Annotated in this window: 10 protein-coding genes; 2 read left to right on the forward strand and 8 right to left on the reverse strand. The window is 35.5% G+C overall.

The window, feature by feature from the left end:
• The 5 genes from FLA105534_RS15675 to FLA105534_RS15695 all read right to left on the reverse strand — a co-directional run.
• Positions 1–5,165, reverse strand: a 5,165-nt coding sequence (locus FLA105534_RS15675) for an Ig-like domain-containing protein (RefSeq protein WP_455424120.1), incomplete at its 3' end; no start/stop codon positions are given.
• Between the two features lie 562 nt (positions 5,166–5,727).
• The gene (locus FLA105534_RS15680) at positions 5,728–8,199 is read right to left on the reverse strand and encodes a gliding motility-associated C-terminal domain-containing protein (RefSeq protein WP_173967062.1); all 2,472 of its coding nucleotides are present in this window, start codon (positions 8,197–8,199) and stop codon (positions 5,728–5,730) included.
• Between the two features lie 723 nt (positions 8,200–8,922).
• Positions 8,923–10,893 carry an OmpA family protein gene (locus FLA105534_RS15685; protein WP_173967063.1) on the reverse strand — a complete coding sequence of 657 codons (1,971 nt, stop codon included), beginning with the start codon at positions 10,891–10,893 and terminating at the stop codon, positions 8,923–8,925.
• A gap of 10 nt (positions 10,894–10,903) precedes the next feature.
• On the reverse strand, positions 10,904–11,827 hold the full coding sequence (locus tag FLA105534_RS15690; RefSeq protein WP_173967064.1) for a PorP/SprF family type IX secretion system membrane protein: 924 nt from the start codon (positions 11,825–11,827) through the stop codon (positions 10,904–10,906).
• Between the two features lie 870 nt (positions 11,828–12,697).
• Complete coding sequence (locus FLA105534_RS15695; protein WP_173967065.1) at positions 12,698–15,571, reverse strand: sensor histidine kinase; 2,874 nt, start codon at positions 15,569–15,571, stop codon at positions 12,698–12,700.
• A 69-nt stretch (positions 15,572–15,640) separates the two neighbouring features.
• Between FLA105534_RS15695 and FLA105534_RS15700 the strand changes: the two genes are divergently transcribed.
• Positions 15,641–16,450 carry a LytR/AlgR family response regulator transcription factor gene (locus FLA105534_RS15700; RefSeq protein WP_173967066.1) on the forward strand — a complete coding sequence of 270 codons (810 nt, stop codon included), beginning with the start codon at positions 15,641–15,643 and terminating at the stop codon, positions 16,448–16,450.
• A 1,060-nt stretch (positions 16,451–17,510) separates the two neighbouring features.
• Here the strand turns inward: FLA105534_RS15700 and FLA105534_RS15705 are convergent.
• Genes FLA105534_RS15705 through FLA105534_RS15715 form a run of 3 tightly spaced genes read right to left on the reverse strand, consistent with a single transcriptional unit; the run spans position 17,511 to position 20,139 of the window.
• Positions 17,511–17,867 carry a hypothetical protein gene (locus FLA105534_RS15705; protein WP_173967067.1) on the reverse strand — a complete coding sequence of 119 codons (357 nt, stop codon included), beginning with the start codon at positions 17,865–17,867 and terminating at the stop codon, positions 17,511–17,513.
• 31 nt (positions 17,868–17,898) lie between these two features.
• Complete coding sequence (locus FLA105534_RS15710; RefSeq protein WP_173967068.1) at positions 17,899–19,311, reverse strand: L-dopachrome tautomerase-related protein; 1,413 nt, start codon at positions 19,309–19,311, stop codon at positions 17,899–17,901.
• A gap of 45 nt (positions 19,312–19,356) precedes the next feature.
• Positions 19,357–20,139: an acetolactate decarboxylase gene (locus FLA105534_RS15715; RefSeq protein ID WP_173967069.1), complete on the reverse strand. Its 783-nt coding sequence runs from the start codon at positions 20,137–20,139 to the stop codon at positions 19,357–19,359.
• Positions 20,140–20,436: 297 nt separating this feature from the next.
• Between FLA105534_RS15715 and FLA105534_RS15720 the strand changes: the two genes are divergently transcribed.
• Positions 20,437–22,089: a hypothetical protein gene (locus FLA105534_RS15720; protein ID WP_173967070.1), complete on the forward strand. Its 1,653-nt coding sequence runs from the start codon at positions 20,437–20,439 to the stop codon at positions 22,087–22,089.
• The last annotated feature ends 6 nt before the right edge of the window (positions 22,090–22,095 follow it).

Below are 22,095 nucleotides of genomic sequence, written 5' to 3' on the forward strand. Positions count from 1 at the left end.
GTAAAGACAACCTCTTTTCCGATAAACGGATTAGCATTATCTACTACCTTTTTCAAACCAATATCCGAACAGGAATTAATCGTTACAGGGAAATCTACAAACACCAAAGGATCGAATTTCGACACATCAATATAGTCCACTTTTACAATCGCTTTCCCTACACTATTCCATAGAACAGTTATATAATCGTCTGTTAGCTGTCCTCCGGCAACGATAGTACCTTCTTTAGAAACAAACCAATTATAATTTGACATTCCACTAAATACCTTGTAAGTTGTTTCATCAAAAGCACAGCCGTTACCATTCCAGTTTGGAGCAGGCTCCGGTGTACAACTTTTTACAATCACTTTTACCTCCAGACGTATCGGACTCTCAAAAGCGCCTTCTTTTAAAGAAGCATAATAATCCTTATTGTGTTCCAAGGCTGTTGTCGGATCTATTTTATTACCTCCTGTTGGAGCATCGTACCAGGTCACACCTGCCTCTGTGGTGATTAAATCTGCTACAGTATTGTTGCTTGTTTTACAAAACTCCTGAGTCGTAGGACCTGTTGGGGTCTTTGGATCACTGATCGTTACCGTTACCGGAAGTCGTGTCGGACTCTCACAAGCACCTTCTTTTAAAGAACCGTAATAGGTTTTATTGTTCTCTAACACCGTTGTCGGATCTACTTTATTACCTCCTGTTGGAGCATCGTACCAAGTCACACCGGTCTCAGTGGTGATTAAATCCGCTACCGTTTTGTTGTCGGTTTTGGTAAACTCCTGAGCAGTGGCTCCTGTTGGAGTCTTCGGATCATGAAGGATGACTTTTACCTCCAGACGGATCGGGCTCTCACAGGTTCCCTCTTTTAAAGAACCATAATAGTCTTTGTTATGTTCCAAAAGTGTAGTTGAAGAAATGATATTTCCACCACTTGCTGAATCATACCAAGTCACTCCTGTTTCATTGGTCATTAAATCCCCTGCTGTTTTGTTATCCGTTTTACAGAATTCCTGTGTAGCAGGTCCTGTTGGAGTCTTAGGATCACTGATGGTTACCGTTACTTTATGACGTACCGGACTCTCAAAAGCGCCTTCTTTTAAAGAAGCATAATAATCCTTATTGTGTTCCAAGGCTGTTGTCGGATCTATTTTATTACCTCCCGTTGGAGCATCATACCAAGTTACACCGGTCTCTGTGGTGATTAAATCTGCTACAGTGCTGTTGCTTGTTTTACAAAACTCCTGAGTCGTAGGACCTGTTGGAGTCTTTGGATCACTGATCGTTACTGTTACCGGAAGTCGTGTCGGACTCTCACAAGCACCTTCTTTTAAGGAACCGTAATAGGTTTTATTGTTCTCTAACACCGTTGTCGGGTCTATTTTATTACCTCCTGTTGGAGCGTCATACCAGGTCACACCGGTCTCTGTGGTGATTAAATCCGCAACCGTTTTGTTGTCGGTTTTGGTAAACTCCTGAGCAGTGGCTCCTGTTGGAGTCTTCGGATCATGAAGGATGACTTTTACCTCCAGACGTGTCGGACTCTCACAGGTTCCCTCTTTTAAAGAACCGTAATAGTCTTTGTTATTTTCCAAAAGTGTAGACGGATCTACTTTGTTGCCTCCTGTGGCAGCGTCATACCAAGTCACTCCTGTTTCATTGGTCATTAAATCCCCTGCTGTTTTGTTATCCGTTTTACAGAATTCCTGTGTAGCAGGACCTGTTGGAGTCTTAGGATCGCTGATCGTTACCGTTACTTTATGACGTATCGGACTCTCAAAAGCGCCTTCTTTTAAAGAAGCATAATAATCCTTATTGTGTTCCAAGGCTGTTGTAGGATCTATTTTATTACCTCCCGTTGGAGCATCGTACCAGGTCACTCCTGATTCATTGGTGATTAAATCCGCCACAGTGCTGTTGCTTGTTTTACAAAACTCCTGAGTCGTAGGACCTGTTGGGGTCTTTGGATCACTGATCGTTACTGTTACCGGAAGTCGTGTCGGACTCTCACAAGCACCCTCTTTTAAGGAACCGTAATAGGTTTTATTGTTCTCTAACACCGTTGTCGGGTCTACTTTATTACCTCCTGTTGGAGCGTCATACCAGGTCACACCGGTCTCTGTGGTGATTAAATCCGCTACCGTTTTGTTGTCGGTTTTGGTAAACTCCTGAGCAGTAGCGCCTGTTGGAGTCTTCGGATCATGAAGGATTACTTTTACCTCCAGACGTGTCGGACTCTCACAGGTTCCCTCTTTTAAAGAACCATAATAGTCTTTGTTGTGTTCCAAAACTGTTGTCGGATCTACTTTGTTACCTCCTGTGACAGCGTCATACCAAGTCACTCCTGTTTCATTTGTCATTAAATCCCCTGCTGTTTTATTATCCGTTTTACAGAATTCCTGTGTGGCAGGTCCTGTTGGAGTCTTGGGATCACTGATCGTTACCGTTACTCCCAATCGTGTTGAACTCTCACAGGTTCCTACTTTTAGTGAACCATAATAAACCTTATTATTTTCTAAAGCAGTTGTGGAAGCAAGAACATTTCCCGCTGTGGCTGCATCGTACCATGTTACATTTGATTCTGTTGTTACTAAATCAAATAGCTTTTTATTATCATTTTTACAGAAAGTCTGGTTTGCAGTTCCCGTTGGCGTTTGTGAAGCAGCTACCGTAACAGTGGCCGTATCTGTAAAAGTACAACCGTGTAACGTGGTAACTTCAACTCTATATAAACCGCTATTTACTGGGGTTACGTTATTAATTTGTATCTGATTGGTATTCAAAAATGTTCCGTTCGGCAGAGTCCATTTAACAGACGAAACAGGACCTATATTAGTTATATTAAGTGAGAGATTTTCTCCTACACAATAGGCTGTAATACCCGATATTAAACTTGAAGAGGATAGATTTAGATCAAATTTCTCCTCCAGCTCAAAACAAGTACTTTTAACTTTTACCCAATACCTTCCGGCCGAAAGTCCCGTAAATACAGAACTCGTTTGTCCCGTAGCAGGATAAGTGACATCTGTATCTTTTTTAAGAAAATACATAGCCGCACTATCTAAATTATCCACTTTTACAGAAAGTGTACCGGTTGTATTACCAGAACAAATAGCTCCTCCGCTATTATTCATATCAAAAACCGGAAAAACACTTGTAGACATTACAGACCCTGTTGTGGTGCCGGGCCACATATTATTAGGAAGTAAATAACCTGAATTAACTAGTTTACTATTATCTAGAATCCCTATTTCGTAGGTCCCGGCAGGTTGCGGACCAAAAACAAAATCAAAAATTCCTGCTCTTAGATAAGAGCTCGTCCAAGGAAAATTATTGTTTTTAGGATCAAAATTTGCTAATGCACTACTAGGTCCAGAAACGATTCCTACATTGATCCTATTGTCATAAAAAGTAGTGCTTTCTGCGTTAGCGGTACCAGAAACGGTGACTTTAGCTGTTTTTACATGGCGATCACAAACAGTAGAAGAAGGTGAACTGCTAACCGACGTTAATTCGATCTTGGTGAAATAACTGTCCAGCACTACATCGAATACTTCATTAAAACAACCCGAATCCTTAATTCTGATTTTGTAGTTACCGGGTGTTAAATCATTTCCTAATCCAAATCTATAGGGAATCTGAAGGATATTCGTTCTAAGCGGAACCACGGTCAGTGCTGAAGGCCCACTTTCAAGACTGAAAGTCACTGGTCCTATTAGTCCTTTATTACTATTATCTGGAACAGGTATATCAACTACTAATTCTGATTTATTAAAATTATTTCCACTTGCACCTCTATAAAATCTTACCAGACTTCTAAAATCGACAGTACCCGGAGTAAAATATCCTGACTCGAAAACTACCGATTTTCCAACATTGCTAAATCTAAATCTATTTGGATTCGTTGTCGTATTACGAAAACTATATGAAGGTACTTCTAATCCTGACTTATCCATTAATTTAAAAGAATAGGACTTATCGTCTATGTCTTGTAAATAACTAATTTCAGAACTTCCCACAGTAGACGTATACGTTTTTTTTACACCTGTAACGTTACTGGTTACTTCTAAAGTATACGGCGAACATCCACCACTAGCAGAGGCAACTACCAAAACCTTTCCTGTAGAGGGACAGTTTGTTATATATGCCGGATCATCAGAAAAAACAATATCTCCCCTAGTTAACGCCGAGGTTATACCAACCGAAGATGTGCTAAAATCTAGAGATACTGTTTTTGAAAGCCCACAAATTGTCCCGGTTAAACGAACCAATCCCCATTTAGAACGGTCAGTGGGTAGCTCAAAACGATCAGTCTTACTATTTAAGTCAGTAGTATATTTTAAATTATCATAAACAGTCCAGCCTCCTGTAGCATTTTGAATCTCCAGTTTATAAACAAAATCTTCGTTGGCTCCTATATATCTGGGACTGGCTAAAACACTAAAAGAACCAAACGCCTGAGCCACATCAATGGAAGCTTTCTTTATACCGGAACACCAATCACCGGGAGTATTATACACCAAATCTACTTTATTATTATTCAAAAACGTTGGAACTGATATATTACTAGCTGTCAATACGGTATTTGCAGTCACAGAAATCGTTTGTCCGGTAGTAAAAGTTATACCACATTTATCTACCGCTCTTGCCGTATAAGTTCCTGCCGGAACATTCGTAAAATTATAATAACTACTGTTTGCTTTGGTTTGTACTACACTGCCGTCTGAAGTTTTTAATAAACTCACAACATAAGGCCATGTTCCTCCTCTCATAGTTACAACTACTTCTCCTCCCGGATCAGCTCCGTTTCCGCAATAGGTAAATCTAGAAGCGGTAAGACTGACGATAGTAGGCGAAATCCCTGAATTCGTATTTACTACAGTTATGGTTTGAGGCGCCTTAATAAAGGTATTGCCGTCAAAATAGCCGTAATAATAGTCACCCGGTTCCAAATCTATAAAAAGACCGTTATTAGTATTACTGGTTTGAATACCTTTTAAGTTTGCAGGTGTTTTTTCTATAGCATAGTAAACTGTAGTGGGAACATTCGTAACTGTCACCTGAATTTTTCCATCTGCCGCACAACTGGCTGCAGTTTGACTAGCCGAAATACTTACCTGTTGGGCATGTGTGGTCAAATGGCATAAAAAAAGAATTGCTAAAAATAGTCTAAATAATTTCATCTGGTTTGATTTTGTATTACATTCAGGTTAAAATCACTGGCATGACCAAACAGTATATAATTCTCTCAAGGTATACCAGAAGTATACCCATAAATTCTCCATAAGCTGAGTGCCACAAAAGTGATATTATTCCTTCAAAATTTTGCGCAATATTAAGGCATTAGACCTTCTTGTACTTTGTTATTGTAATAAGTGGTATATCGATGTAATAAGTGGTCGTTTTAGCGACATAAGTGGTAATTAAAAGCCTCTTATTTAACATAAGGCGCCTAAAAAGTATATCGACAAAACCTTTAAAGCACTATTTTTTTACAAAGGATACTCCTCAATAAAACCATCGTCTTCTAATTATCTAATCATCCTGTTTGTTACAGCCCATTTAACACATAGAGATAGAGATCATATACGATCAAGTAATCCGAATATAACCTTCGATTTCAAATAATAAATACCTAACTAATGCACCCAGCTGCGGGCTATGCTGAAATAACAGAAGGTCTAAAAGAAATAAACCCGACAGGTTTAGAACTGTCGGGTTTAGAAAAAAAAGATGATTTCTTTTTTAATTTTTAACATAGAGGTATCCGCTTTTTTCATTCATGGTACCATCTGCTTCATAACGAAGAATGTAAAAATAAGTTCCGGTTGGTACTTCGTGTTGTTTCTCGATTGTAACTCTCGCTTCTGAAATTCCTCTGAAAACATTACCATTGCTTCCATAATTATTGGTTTTGAAAATCTGCCCCCTTTCTGAGTTAAAAATTTCCAGCGAATTATTAGGATATTGGTCCAAACCATCTATTCTAAGATAATCGTTTAAATCATCACCGTTAGGAGAAATCGAATTGTACACAATTACATCTTTAACTTTAATCGATGCTTCTGCTCTATTATTTGTCTCATTACTATTTATGGAATCTGAAGCTTTTAAATATGCTATATCCAGATAATCACCTGATCCTTTAACTTTTGCTGTACCCTTCAAAGTCTGACTTTCTCTTGATTGCAAAATAGAATTGACTTGTATAGTTTTGGTCGAAGTTCCTTCCAAGACATTGCTTATAGGCATGAATCCTGAGCATTGAGACATTCTTGACAAACCCACTACATAGGTTCCAGCCTCTTGTGCCGGATAACTAAGTTCAAAAGTACCTTCTTTTAAAGCATTGATATAAAGAGTTAAAGGATAAGTCATAGGAGGATTCGGAATAATAGCCCCTCCTCCTTGAGGTCCTGAAATTGTATTCACAAATATACGTGGATTGCTATAACCTAAAAAACTAGGCTTATTTACACTTCCGACCCCTGAAACCTTCACTGTTACTTTTTTTTCATAAAGATCGTAAACAGTTGTGGAAGGCACCACCGAAAAGGATGTCAATTCGATATTGGTAAAGTAACTATCCAATACCACCTCATATACTTCATTAAAACATTCCTCATCTCTCACTCTGACTTTATAGTTACCGGGGATAAGATCATTTCCTAACCCATAATTACTACTCCCAAAATCAGTCACAGTTAGTGCCGAAGGACCACTTTCCAGACTAACGACCGGATTTCCTACAAAACCATCGAACCAAGTTGTCTTTCGATTATTAATCGTAAGACTTAAGGCCGATTTATTAAAATGTTCACCACTTGTACCCGAATTTAGTTGTACCCAATTTCTATCAGTAGTTTTGGGTTTAGGAGTAAAATAAGCCGAGTTAATAAAAATGGTCTCCCTACTGCCTGCACTCCCTGTTGTTAAAGGTTTTCTAACAGATGTAGTAGAATTCCAAAAATAATACGAGGTCACTTCTGTTCCTCTGCTATCTGTTATTTTAAAACGATAGGTATTCCCTATATCCAATAAAACTCTATCGCCGCCTAACAACAGATTGGTTGTCTTAACATTTGTAGCCGTATTTGTTATTTCTACAGTATAAGCAGGACAGCCGTCATTAAGACTAACTCGTGCAGAAACTTTGCCTGTTGCATTACAACTTGTATTTACTGGGTTATCTTCAATCCAAATCGTTGCACCGCCTAATGGTTTAGGTTTACCATAATCCGCCGAAACCGCATAATTTTTTGTCAACTTTTTTGAAAACCCACAATAGTTTATAGTAAGATGAATCAGCCCCCATTTAGAAGGATCGGCAGGCAGTGAAAAACTTTCTGAAATCTGAGCATACGTTAAATTATTATGTACAATCCATGTGCTGCCATTCTGGATTTCCAGTTTGTAAATTGCATCTCTTTCGGTTCCCCCTCCAAAAAGTCTTGGAGTAGGAGAAATTATAACATTAGTAATAACAGACAATCCACTGTTAAGAGAAGCACTTTTTATACCGGAACATATATCTCCAGGCGTATTATAAACTAACGTTACACCACTATTAACAAGAGAATTTTCAGTTACCCGTATGTCCGCCACTGTGAATGGTACATTAGCCGCAAGAGTAACTGTGGAAGTACTTGTAACTGTTTTACCACATGCATCCCTGTATCTGGCTCTGTAAGTTCCCGGATTTACGTTGTCAAACTCCACCGAAGACCCAAAAAGTGATGCAGAAGACCCTGTTTTAGTTTGCACTACACTATTATTTGCAGTGTTAAGCAGGCTTATAAGAGCACTTCCATTTCCTCCAGAATAATTTACCCTTATTTTTCCGAAAGGATTAGCACCGTAATAGGTATAATTGACAGGCGATAGACTAGTAATAGCAGGCGAAACCGTAGAGTAATTTTTCCCTACAGTTATAGTAGCAACTGCCTTAATAAGCGTAACACCAATATAGTACCCATACTCATAAACTCCTGATTCGAGATTGATGATCGTTGGATTGGCATTAGTAATAATAGTTCCCGCAGGTAATTTTACTACAGCATACAAACTAGGCTTTACTACATTAGAAACAGAAACAGTAATGCTCCCGTTGCCAGGACAAGTTTCCACTGTAGAACTAGCACTAATAGTTACCTGTTGGGCATGTACGGCAAAATGGCATAAAAAAAGAATGATAAAAAATAGTCTAATTAATTTCATCTGGTTTGGTTTTGTATTACATCCAGGTTAAAATCACTGGCATGACCAAACAGTATATAATTCTCTCAAGGTATACCAGAAGTATACCCATAAATTCTCTATAAGCTGAGTGCCACAAAAGTGATATTATTCCTTCAAAATTTTGCGCAATATTAAGGCATTAGACCTTCTTGTACTTTGTTATTGTAATAAGTGGTATATCGATGTAATAAGTGGTCGTTTTAGCGACATAAGTGGTTCGCTTTTTTTTTAACTTGGAGTTTAAAATGTTACCCATCTTCAAATTATGCAATTAACCCCTTAGATAATTTAACCATTGCTTACGGTTTCAACTGGAGGAACACAATGCAAAATACCTAACTAATGCACCTCGCAGTTAAATCTATGGGCTACGCTGAAATAACAGAAGATCCAAAAGGTCTAAAAAAACAATACCACTAAAATAAAAGCATACTCTTCAAATTAGCCAATCATCCTTTTTATTACAACCCATTTAACACATAGAAATAGAGATTCTATGTAATCAAATAATCTGAATATAACCTGCGGTTTCAACCGCAGGAACGCAATACAAAATACCTAACTAATGTACCCCCGCAATTGAAACTGCGGGCTATGCTGAAACCTGAAAATTGTACAAAAAGTAAACCCGACAGGATTTTAAACCTGTCGGGTTAGAAAACAATGCCACCAATATAAAAGCATCCTCTTCAAATTATATAATTAGTTTTCAGCAAATCCTACAACTATAAATTCACTTCTTCTGTTCACAGCGTGTTCTTCCTCAGTGCAGAGAACTCCATCAACACATTTGTTAAGGATTTTTTCTTCTCCATATCCTTTACCTGATACTCTGCGGGGATCTATACCTCCCATATTTACTAACCAATTTACTGTAGCCCTGGCTCTTAAATCAGAAAGTTTGAGGTTAAAACTTTTAGTATAGCGACTGTCTGAATGGGCTCTTACTTCTATCCTGATATCAGGTCTTAGCTTCATTAATTCTGATATTTTTGCAAGCTCTACCTCCGCATCTTTTCTGATAGAAGATTTACCAAAATCAAAATAGATGTTGGCAATGTTAAGCACTTTGGCTAAATCGAGCCCTGGTTCTATTTTTCGAATCTTTTTCTCCAGAAATAATGTGTGAGGTTCTTTCTCTAAAACATCAGCTATGAAAATACTTTTCTCAATCGTTTCGTAATTTTCCTTCTCTGCCCTTATAAAATACACTTTTCCAACTTGTAGCTTATCAAAATGGTAAGTTCCTGAGCCATTGGAAATTCCTTTTTCTACCAAATTCATCTTTTCATCAAACAAAGAAACTTCAACGTCTGCGATAGGCTGATTGGTTTCTTTATCAACGATCAGGCCATCCCAATTTTTATAAATTTCGCGACTCAAAGGTTTATTTTCGATAAACTTATAAATATCATCAAACCCTTCTCCGCCCTCTCTGTTGGAAGAGAAAAAACCTCTTTTAGTTTTTAAATTAATACTATAGCTGAAATCATCAAACGGAGTGTTTATCGGTTCTCCCACATTTTCGGGTTTTGAAATAGTTCCATGCTCGTTAATCTGAGCTACGAAAACATCTAAACCTCCCAATCCTAATTGTCCGTCAGAAGCGAAGAACAATTCGTTATTTTCTGAGACAAACGGAAAAGTTTCACGTCCTTCTGTATTAACATTGGATCCCAGATTCTCGGGTTTTCCATAACTACCATCTTCGTTAATAGCAACTTTAAACAAATCAGACTGTCCAATGGTACCCGGCATATTTGAAGAAAAATATAGTGTTTTTTCATCAGGACTTAAGGCCGGATGGGCAACGCTATAGGTGTTACTATTAAACGGAAGTTCGGTAATATTACTCCAGTCCTTCCCATTGTGGCTTGCTTTGTATAGTTTAAGAAGGATGCCATTATCACTGTTTTTTCCTGTTTTTCCTTTATTGTAATTGTTTCTGGTAAAATACACCGTTTTACCGTCTTTGGTGAATACGGGAGAAGATTCATTGAATTTCGAACTCAGCCTCTTTGAAAGTAATTCCGGCATCTCAAAATTTCCCTCCTCATTTACTTTAGACACCAGTAAACTTCCATAGCCCTGATTGTTCCATTTGTTTGACCGTTCCTCTTGTCTGTTTTTGGGTCTCGAAGAGGTAAAAACAAAATCAGTGTTAAAAAATGTTCCTCCATAATCAGAGTACGGACCGTTAATATTTAAAGGGTTTATGGTGTATCGACCTGAATTATTTTTAATCTTTTCTAAATAATTTTTATTCTCTGTATATAACTTTGCCCTATGTTCTTTTTGCGATTTTAAAGAAAACAACTCCAAGTATTCATTACCTTTTATGGGGTCTCCGACAGACTTTAAAGTCTGCGAATACCTGTAATAGTATTCGGGATCTACAAAATGATCTGAATATGCAATAGCTTCTAATTTAAAGAGTTCGGTGTACCACTTGTTAGCCTCTGATAGTTCTCCGTTAAAATAATAGGAGTTCCCTAATCTTTGAAATAGATCTATCGATTTAAAGCCTCTCTCAGCTATTTTTTTATAAATTTCTATCGCATCTATATAAGCAAGGTTATTATATTTTTCATCTGCCTTTTTTATTTTTCCTCCCTGCGAAAAAGCCACGCAAGTGGTCATTAAAAGCGATAAAAGTGATATTTGTATTTTCATAATACTAGTTTTAAAAAAATCTTGGTGAATAAACTTTATTTATCTTTTTTGAAAGCTCAAAACGAAGAAAAATTTCATGTGAGCCTGAATTATAATTCCCTAAGTTGGTCGTATCAGCATCGTAAGCATAACCGGCAAAAAGTCCGTTTGTAATTTGAAATCCAACTAATGCACTACAAGCAGCACTCCATCTGTAGGCTACTCCCAGAGTTAGTTTTTCGTAAATCAGAAAATTACCGGATACATTGACCTGTAGTGCATTACCTGCAGTAAAATCTGTTAGAAGCGCCGGTTTAAATTTGATATCCTGCGACAGATCAAAAACATGACCAGCCATAAAATAATAGTGAATTCTTCGTTGTACTTGCGACGTTGTATTACCACTGTTATTGTAGGTTTCTAGAAGTCTTGGTGCTGATATTCCAATATAGGTCTGTTCAGACTGAAGGTACAGGCCGACTCCAATATTGGGCGCAAAATCATTATTAATATTGTACTGGAAATTAGGATCACCGGGGTTATATTGATTTAGTTTTGTATAATCTACATTCAGTACATCGGCAGATCCCTTAAGTCCAAAGAATAATCTGTAGTTGTAATTCAACCTGATATTATAAGACATGTCGGCCGAAATAGACGTTTCGTTAGATGGCCCGATTTTATGACTAAGTACTGACAGCCCCAAACCAACATTATCTGATACGGGCGCACTCGCTGCAAATGTTATTGTTTTTGGAGCACCCTCAAGCCCTAACCATTGGGTCCTGTGTAGACCCATGATACTTACTACATCTCTACTCCCCGAATAAGCGGGATTGATCACTGCTGTATTATACATATACTGCGTATACTGAGAATCTTGCTGAGCTACAACACTCTGCACACCCAATAAAAAACTTAATAGTAAAATAATTAAACTCTTTTTCATTTTCATTTAGATTAAAAATAGTATGATTAGTAATTCTTCTAATGAAGGTATCCTTGTGATAGCGGTAATAATTCAATAACAACTATTTCCTAAAAAACCATCATTGAAAAAGAGCAATAATTGATACAAATTCAATAGATCACCCACTTTCTTTAGAATTATGGCAAAAGTAGTTCAGCTCCATTTATATCTTCATCAACTTGTAATAACTGGTTGAACTATGAAATAACTGGTCGTTTTACGGTCATAACTGATATAATTGGTAGAGATTTGAGTTCTGAATTAACGTTTATCAGTTTCGAAATTTTAATTGTAAAAAAAGCAAACCCTACAGGTATTAAAAATCTGTAGGGTTTGGAAACGTTTTTAGATCAGGTTCAAAAGTTGTGGAGTAATAGAACTAGTATCCTCTTTACCGTAAAGCACTTTAGGAATGTAAGTTTCAGGGCAATATGGTTCATTATCTTAATGTATAGTGCGTTGCATCATTTTTATGCTTTTTGGCTTTCAGCCCTTTTTAAACATTTCACTTATTAATAGGAGAAAGAAAAAATAATTATAAAATAAGCCGTAATAAAATGATCTCTTATTTGCAATAAAGTCTAAAAAAGAGGAGATAAAATCGTTAATAAACGGAATAACTCCCATCTGCCCACAACAATTTTTATTGATCCACGCTTTTATAATGTAGAATTGATAAACATTGCTTGTGGTTTCAACCACAGGAATACAATATCTGAAATCTAATCCCATATTTGTAATTGCGGAGTATATTGAAGTTTGATAAAATTGTAAAAATTTCAAACCCGATTAGAAACGGAAACACCAATTTAAAAGTGCCACTTCTCAAATAATCGAATCATCTAATTAAAAAAATCATTCAGAAGCATTGAATTCAAAATAATAAAGCGGCACCGTTATGACAACTCTAGTACCACATGGCACACCATCTTTTTCGAGGTCGATAATTTCTAATGTATGGCTCTTTTTTCTAAGTTTGCTTAAGATTCTGAATCTCTCCTGAATAATTAATGAAGCCAGCGGTTTATGATGGTGTTCATGATCACTAGCTGATTTGCTTCTGCCTACTCCATTGTCTTCAATAATGATTTTTAAACTGCTGTCCTGACGATAAATTTCGATAAGCAGTTCTTTTCTGTTCTTGCTGGCATGTAACCCGTGCATAATTGCATTTTCAATGATTGTCTGTACGACCATCACCGGAATTTCGATTCTTTCTAAATCGAGAGTTTCTTCTATTTTATAGGTAACAAACAATTCATTATTGCTTCTGAGTTGTTCAAAATCCAGATAGGTTTTAATATATTTAATTTCCTCGTCTAAAGAAGTAATTTTATCTCTGGTGACTTCTAATGTAGAACGCAACAATTGAGAAAACTTACTTAAAAACAAATTGGCCTCCTCTACCCCTTTTGTAAACAATATACCCTGCAGATTGTTTAATGCATTAAACAAAAAGTGAGGTTTCATTTGGTTTTTCAGTGATTTGAGCTCCAGGGTAATCAATTCTAATTTTAATTTATTTCTTTGATTTATTTTTCTTTTAAAATAGCGTAGAAAATAAAAAACCATCGTGAGATACATGGCAATTACAGCTATAAAAAAGGAATTGGTTTCCCAAAAATACGGTTCAACTTTAAAACTGACTTTTTCAAATGTTTTTTGGTTCGGGTCCCGTAAATTTCGGGCACAGACTTCAAAAATATAATCTCCATGAGACAAATCATTAAAAAGCACGTTTCGATTTTGCAATAGATTCCACGACGTCTTATCATAGTTTTCATTTTTTACTAATCGATAAAAAAGTTCAAAGCAATCTTTATTATCAAATGTGCGAAAAGAAGTCCTGATCATAACATTACCGGACTTGCCCTGCTTTATCATTTTTTCTTTTGTGTTCATAATTGACTTTTCACCCACAAAAAAATCAACAATCTGAACCTGACCCGAAGCGTTTTTGTCCAAATAACTATTTTTAATAACCGAAATACCATTGTCGGTAATCACAATAAACTTATACTTTAGAAAAACAATATCCAAAATGCGGCCTCGCAATACTCCTTCGTCAAAATTTATCTTATTAAAAAAGTGCCATTTATTATTTTGCAGTTTGTAAACCGTAATGTCGTTATAGGTAGCCAAATATACTTTATCATCTTTGTATTTAATAAAATAACAATTGTCCTTAAGGCTTATCTTTTGCTTAACTTTTAAATTGTTATCCAGAAAATAGACCATTCGGTTACCGGTACTTACAATTACACCCTCTTTTGTTTTTCGGATAAAACTGGCTTGTTTTATGCTCGTATTTTTGTTTTTCGCTTTGGTACTAAAATTATAGGAAGCAACCATTTCTTCGTTACCAACCACAGCTAAATTATGATTCAGACAAAAATGTTTGAAACGTATGTCGGTAAAATCAAATGTAATTTTGTCGTTGTGCTCACTCTCTATAAAATTCTCCTTAATGGCAAATAAGTTGCTGTCATCATCTACAAATGTTTGCTCTAAATTGAGTTTGGCATGAATTTTCACAAAACTAAAATGATCACCCGAAGTATCATAAAAATACTTGCCTTTGTCGCTGATCAGACAAATTTTATCTCCCGAACTAAACAAATTAAAGAGCTTCTCTTCGAACTTCCGGATAATTTTCACTTCATAATTTGTGATATCCATCACTCCAAATAAATTAGAATTAGCGATAAAGTAGAGTTTATTGTCTTCTAAACGGCTTTTTTTAATAAAAATATCATTGGAACCAAACAGGCTGTAATTTACCTTGTTCATAATTTCGAGACCGCTGTATTTGACAAAATACAATCTGTTTTTATCATCAATCAACCAAAAATTCTTGCCCGAATCAATAAAAACAGATTTAAATTCTTTACCATTGAGATGGATTAAATTGCCAACATTTGTAAATCCTGAACCACTCTTGTTTTGAATAGCACCTGCAGCTGAATGTTGTTTCAGCGTATCTTTAGCAGTATAAAAAGGAGCTATTTGTTTTAGATTGTCAATGAGATAATCCATTTTATTATAATAGAAATTGTAAAGTTGTTTCTGGCTGCTTGAATCTACTTTTGCAGATTGGGTAAATAAGCCAAAACGACGCAAATCAATATTATTCGCATTGACTTTGTAAAAAGGTTCTAACCTGAACTTGTTTCCTGATTCTATAACAAAATGTCTCTTAAAAAAACGATCGTAACCGTAATACGTATCCGTTTTCTTATCATATTTGTGAATTTCAATATCTTTCTTTTTGGGTTTATAGGGTATAAAAGAGTTACCGGGAGTGAGCACATAACATTCTCCATTGGTTACCGAACTGAAGTAGATGCTTCCTTTTTTCTCAAAACAAAAAAAAAGCCCCGGAATTTTTCTGGCAGCTTTAATGTAATAAACCTGATGGCCTTTTATATAATTAAGTCCATAATAATAATCGCAAACCCAGATTCTGTTTTTTGAATCGATTCGGGAATACATTATATCATTCGAGTTTAAACCATTCTCAATCGAAAAATTTTTAAAAGTACTCCCATTAAACCGGGTCATTCCATTGTTTGTCGCAATCCAAATATTATGTTGCAAACCTTCACTCACGCTATAAACATAATCAGATTTCAGTCCGTTTCGCGAATCCATAATCACAAAATGATTGCGAAACTGCGCCTGAACACTCGTAGAAATTAATAAAATTAAAACGATTAAAAATTGTTTCATGTTACTTTTTTTTTTGTAATATTATAAAATCAAAAAAAACTGATTAAAAAAATAATTTGTTATAAAGATATGATATCTAAAATCAATGCCATACTAGTTGACGATGATTTTCAAAATCTGGAATTATTAAAATATTTCCTGACTAAATTCTGTCCCTTAATTAATATTATTGGTGAAGCCAGTAATGTCGAAGATTCTATAAAATTAATCAATAAGTTATCTCCTCAGGTAGTATATCTGGACATACAACTGCATGAAAAAAACGCTTTTGAAATTTTAGACCGCATCGATTTTTCAGAAATTGAAATCATATTTGTCACAGCTTATAATGATTATGCGTTAAAAGCCTTTAAATACAATGCTATTGATTATATCATAAAACCGATCATTATTGATGACATTGTACTCGCGACCAATAAGGTCATCATGAAACTGAATGAAAAAGAACAATTTAATCATTTTTTAAAACAGGAACCTGAACCTGTTCATGAAGTGGTAACATTGCCATCAAAATCTGAATCTTTAGTACACCCCTCCACTTCTGATCTAGCCAGCAATGAACATTTGACCATTAACTCATTAGACAAAATGGTCATTATGAGAAAAGAAGATATCCTGTTTTGCAAATCAGACGGGAGGTATACCACTTTTTTCCTCGATAATAATATAGAACATGTTTCAAGTAAAAACATTGGTGAATATAATGCAATGCTCGACAAGACTATTTTTTTTAGAATTCACCACTCTTATATTGTTAATGTAAATCATATTGCAAAAATTAATAAAAAACAGGGCTACTACTGTGAAATGTCTAATGGAGCAAAACTTCCTATCGCGAGAAGAAGACTTGATAACTTAAAAAGCATACTTCAGATCTGATTTTTGTTTGCCTGCTTTTGTCATAATTAAAAAAACAACCTTTTAGAACTTAATCATACAGGTTGAGGCAATGTTACGCACCTGTTGCTTTATTCTGCGGCATTACCTCATTTATCCTGTACAATTTTTTGTCAATTTATCTTTTAGAACAATAAAAGAAATATCAAACTGGCTAAAGACTTCGCAAAAAAATTCTTCCAAAAACACTTTTACAATTCAAAATTTCACAAAAAACCAACTAAATTATCTTAAAAAAATATTTCATTTTTTAATGACTGTCTATTCAATTATTTAAATAAACGGCTTCTTCTTCAATTCTTTAAACCAGTTTGATAAGACTTCTTATTTTTCTGATTACAAATCTAAGATGATGATTTGAAATATGCAGTCAACTTTCAATAACTGCACCATCTGTGAAATAACTGGTCGTTTTAATGACAAATCTGGAATATTGTCTCACTAGAAAGTATGTAGAAAAATATAAAAATCTGCAAAAGAATATTGGACATAAGCAAATTTAGTACGCATTGAGATAAAGCCACAGATTAAAAAGATAACCACAAAACGAAAAAAAACGCTCAAATCAGCGAGAAAACTAAACTTTACAACCCTCAAATTTAACTTGCCGCCAAAATTTATAAAACAAAAAAAGAGGGGATTTACTCCCCTCTCAAAAATGGTTAAATGTTAATAGTTACTTTGGTTTACTGGTTAAATTATTTTAATCTTAAAACTAAATCCCATGATATAGTTCTTTTATGCTTATGGCTGAATGCTTCAAATGTGTTTCTTATCCTATTAATTCATCGCAGTCGAACAAACCAAAATACATACTACTAACCTTACAAATATAATCCAATTGCAACTAGCTGCCTAAAATTTTAAGAATTTAGACCATCCTTGTAATAACTGGATGCATTGAGGTAATATCTGGTAAAACAAACTTTAATTATATCCCTATCACGAACATACAAATCTCAAAAAAAAAGACATTATGCGCTTACTGCATAATGTCTTTTTGTAGAGGCTAACAAACCTATTTTTTAAAACTTTGTTTATTCTAACCGAATAAAGCCATTCCATCCTGCATTCTACCTATTAATCCAATGCAAAGTATAAAGCAAAATAAAGCAACTACTAATCCAATAAAACCAAAGACCATCAGCAACCTTCGCATAGAAATAGGAGCAAAATGGTGTTGCTCTTCTTTTGATGTATATTGCCAGATATTTTTTAAATTTTTATAAATCACAATTCCAACAAGACCTATAGTGGCAAAAATAACGGCCGTACTAATAGTCAATACCTGAAAAAACAGTTGATTATCATGAATGAAAACATCACTCAATGTAACTAAGCTAAGCACAAAGAAACCTATTATAGCGATACTTGTTGAAACCCTGAAGAATGTAAACATTTAATACTGGTATTAAGTTAAATCGGAGCTTTTATGGCTTAAAACGAAAAATATAATAAGGTGGTTTTCCCTGATCGTCTGCACCGGTAAATGCAGGAGTGCTATTAAGCTGATTTACTGAAATATACATCCACCCGTTAGGACCTTTATATACATTATCCGGCCACTGCAATTTTTGAGCATCCTGTACAATAGTAGTCAATTTACCCGTAGCATCCAATTTTGTTATGGCATGTTCCTGAAGATTAGTAAAATAATGATTTCCTTCTTCATCTGTCAACGCTCCATCGCTAAAAGGTTTGTTGCCCGCTTTTTTTATGGCGCTGCTAATTTCGGCATCACTTTTTCCTTCTCTAAATAATCTGGCAGGTACATTATACCACGAAGTTCCGTTCATTGCTCCAAAAAAGATTGTCTCTCTGTCATGCGAAAGTGTAATGGGATCAATGGCAACGCGGGCGGGTTTCCCTCCAAAATAAGTCACTTTACCGTCAATAATCATGTCTTTATCTTCTGCCTGTAAAGAAGCATGTCCGCTAAAGCGACGTGCTTTTTTGGATTTTAGATTCAATACGATGATTCCCGGATTGGCAATATCCGCCAGATAAGCAAAACCATTTTTTTCGTCGATGGCAACATCTTGTGTAAAAGTACCTTTTGGAGCTATTGTTTGAGGCAATTCGATCTTTTGCACTACCTTATTTTTACTAATATCAAAAGCCCAAAGTCTGGATTTTCCAAGTTCAAGTCCCATATCTGTTACCCAAAGTTGATTGTTTTTATCAAAGATTAATCCCAACATTGCATCAAATTTGGCATCGCTTGGTTTTGCACCATTCTTTTGATAAGAAACAGAAGGATACGGAACAGCCTTTCCGTTCACAATCTCAACCAATTGCGTTTTTTGATTGCCCAGTGGATGTATGGTTGCAAAGATCCTGCCTTCGGCCGATACAGCCACATCACCCGGACGTATGTCCATAGCGGCAACCACCTCAAGAGCAGTAGCTGTTTTGTTTGTGTTTCCAAAATAACTGGCAGTACCTTCTATCCAGTCTTTACGTGGCGGAGCAAAAAAATCTATATCTAAAGTACCGTCTTCCAAACACTCAAACTGATGAGGAATATTCCCCGGAATAATCAATACCTCACCCGCACTAACAACATAATCTTTGCCTTGCATGCTCACTTTTACACTTCCTTTTGTAATATAAGTCGTTTGTTCGTTTGGATGCTGATGCAAAGGTACTTTTGCCCCCTTGTCCATCTTAAACAGCGCCAGCATGCCCTGTTCTCCATACACATATTTGCGTTGTAATTTATCGCCTAGTTGCTCCCATCCCAAATTATCAAATTTTAGATGCTGAATTTCTTTCGTTTGCTGTGCTGTCATAGCAGTAGCGAGCAAGATCATTGCAGAAATTGCTAATTTTAATTTTGTCATGTTTGTTGAATTTTAAATAATAAAGCGGTTTATACCGGCACTCTTTTAGTAAGAGCTTTTAACACCGTCTTGCTTTGTCCAGGGTTTGTTAAAAACTTTATTCTGCTGGGGCAAAATAACCTCATAACCCGGTTTTTCGTCTATGCTGACTTTTATAGTTACTGTCCCTAATTTTCCGGAAATCAGATGTCCGCCATATTTGTGGTCTCTGGAAATAAAATGAAAATGAAACGGAGATAAATCTATGGCCGAGAAATATGGAGGATTGTAAAAACCAACCATAGTCCCCGAGATATGTTCTCTTGGATACAAAGGTCTTGTTTTCATGAGTTCCGCCAATCCGGTAGTATCATTTTCATCTAGACGCCTGGCGCCACCTACTGTAATGGTTTCAAATTCACATTCTATACGAACGGCATAAGGTTTATTAGTAGAAGGAAGTCTTTTTATCACCTCATTCTGCAGTTCTTCGATATCTTTTATATGGGTAAGTTCAAACTGCATATCAGCTTTAAAGAAAGCAACTGAACCAAATGGTATTCTACGGCTGTTTGTAGCAACCCCAACCTCTCCGGAAGCATCTACCCGATAAAAAATACCATCCAGTGCAATCATTTCACCATCTAAATAATTGTAAGTACCAATTCCGAAATTTCCTTTTTTGGCAAGTTCTCCAATCGTAAGTTCACCCGAATAAACACCATTACGCATCGCATCCATTACAGAGTAATGAAAAAGAGGCTTTTCCTCCTTAACTTGCGCTTTTACAGGTATAAAACCTAATGCTGCAATAAAAAAAACTGCCAATCCGGTACTATTATTTCTCATGGTTTTACGTATTACATTACTTTGTTTCTTCATTACAATAGCAAAGATATTCCTAAATAAAGTAAGACAAATTGTACATGTAAACATTTTTCCTGTACAATTTTATCACCAGCTCTAAAAGTTAATCACCATTATCCGTTAGTTGTAATAATGTTTAATATCAAAATAGAATTAGAATCACGAGGCATTTTAAAATTAATTGTCTCAACGGGTTAATATAATACAGGTTTACGATAATAAACCAGCATTCAAACCCTGAGAAAGCAGTGATATTTGTTATTCTATACTTCTAAAACTATGATAAAATTAATTCCTGTCAGATTTCAAAAATCTTACTGTTCTGCAAGCTGTTTTTTAGCACTCATCGGATGCAAACCCACTCATCAGAATCTTGTCCAACACAATTATATCGTCGGAGAAAGAAACAAAGGCGATTTGTTTTACAATTCATTATTGGATGTTTCCATCGACATCCCGGAAAATGTGAATTATGAAGATCTTTCTAAACTTAATAAAAGTACACTACGAAAAAGTATTGGGGATTTTAAAGATATTTCTGCTGCAAAGGCAATACTTAGTTACAAAACAAATCAAAATTTAGAAAGCTACTATTTCTTTGAAAAGATTGAAAAACCAATTGATACAATTACTCATGAAAAACTGGTTCGAAATGACAGTATCAATGGCATTATTATTTTTGAAAAACAAAAAGGAGCAAAAAAAGTCATTTCACTTACGCGAATGCCCGTGAATACGAATCATTTGGAAAAGGCTAACGAAAATATCCGAAGGGTTCATCTAGACAGTACCTCTTTGAATAAACTGTCTTATATGCATCTTTTTAATTATTATACCTATGAACCTCATAAAAATTACCTGCAGGGAAGAGATAAAATAAAGCTGGCTCCTATAAAAGATCCAAAAAAAATAATGTTCAAAGACCCTTTGTACTTAACGATCAATTCTTATATAGGCAACAATAAAGAATATAATTTACTGATTAAGAAATATGAAAGTGATAAGAGTAATTTTAATCACACTGTTCTAAACTCACTATCCAAAAATGAAGTCAAAAAAGAGGAAGCTGTGATTGCAGCAATTGCAGATCTCGCTAACAACAATCAGATTATTATACTCAATGAGGACCATTTTTATCCCAAACATCGATTGTTTGCTCTAAATCTCCTTGACGTCTTGAAACAAAAAGGATTCACTGTAATTTCTATGGAAACCTTTACACCTAATTATGGTACTAATACCGCTCCCATTCCAAATGCCAAAAATGGATTTTATATCAAAGACCCTTATTTTGGTCATTTCGTAAGAAAAGCAAATGCTATGGGATTTACGCTAGTCGGACATGAAAACGCCGATCAGAAAATAGATAGAGAAATAGGACAAGCCAAAAATGTCATGAAAATATTAGAGAAAGATCCAAAAGCTAAAATTTTTATTTATGTAGGTCATGGTCATCTGGAAGAAGATGGGAAAAAGCGTTTTATGGCCAATTATTTAAAAGAATACTCTCACATAGATCCCGTTACCATCAATCAGGAAACTGTTATGATGAACACAAAAGAAAAACTAATTTTACTTCCTAAAGCTGTATTTGCAAAAGATACTTTAATGAAATCAAGTGCTGATTATTTTGTAATCAATAACCTTGAAGCCAACCTGCAATCGGTTTACCCGGATAAGACTTTCAAAAAGGTTAGCCTGAAAGACCTGAGATTTTCACAATTTAAAAACGAAGAACTATTGGTTGATGTTTTCTTATTAGAGGAATATAATGCAACTAAAAACGCAGATTTATTAATTCCGCTGCAATCTACCCTACTTGTTCAAAAGGATGGTAAAATTGAAACAGATTTACCTATTGGTGAATATTATATTACCGTAAAATCAGCAAATAATGATCTGTTTCAATTTAATCGTATCGAAGTCAATTAATGGCTA

Source organism: Flavobacterium collinsii (assembly GCF_902804485.1).
Taxonomy (GTDB): domain Bacteria; phylum Bacteroidota; class Bacteroidia; order Flavobacteriales; family Flavobacteriaceae; genus Flavobacterium; species Flavobacterium collinsii.

What these genes read in the sequence shown, in the direction of transcription:
- FLA105534_RS15680 (WP_173967062.1), bottom strand. Translation starts at nt 8,199, where the DNA reads ATGAAATTAATTAGACTATTTTTTATCATTCTTTTTTTATGCCATTTT.
- FLA105534_RS15685 (WP_173967063.1), bottom strand. Translation starts at nt 10,893, where the DNA reads ATGAAAATACAAATATCACTTTTATCGCTTTTAATGACCACTTGCGTG.
- FLA105534_RS15690 (WP_173967064.1), bottom strand. Translation starts at nt 11,827, where the DNA reads ATGAAAATGAAAAAGAGTTTAATTATTTTACTATTAAGTTTTTTATTG.
- FLA105534_RS15695 (WP_173967065.1), bottom strand. Translation starts at nt 15,571, where the DNA reads ATGAAACAATTTTTAATCGTTTTAATTTTATTAATTTCTACGAGTGTT.
- FLA105534_RS15700 (WP_173967066.1), top strand. Translation starts at nt 15,641, where the DNA reads ATGATATCTAAAATCAATGCCATACTAGTTGACGATGATTTTCAAAAT.
- FLA105534_RS15705 (WP_173967067.1), bottom strand. Translation starts at nt 17,867, where the DNA reads ATGTTTACATTCTTCAGGGTTTCAACAAGTATCGCTATAATAGGTTTC.
- FLA105534_RS15710 (WP_173967068.1), bottom strand. Translation starts at nt 19,311, where the DNA reads ATGACAAAATTAAAATTAGCAATTTCTGCAATGATCTTGCTCGCTACT.
- FLA105534_RS15715 (WP_173967069.1), bottom strand. Translation starts at nt 20,139, where the DNA reads ATGAGAAATAATAGTACCGGATTGGCAGTTTTTTTTATTGCAGCATTA.
- FLA105534_RS15720 (WP_173967070.1), top strand. Translation starts at nt 20,437, where the DNA reads ATGATAAAATTAATTCCTGTCAGATTTCAAAAATCTTACTGTTCTGCA.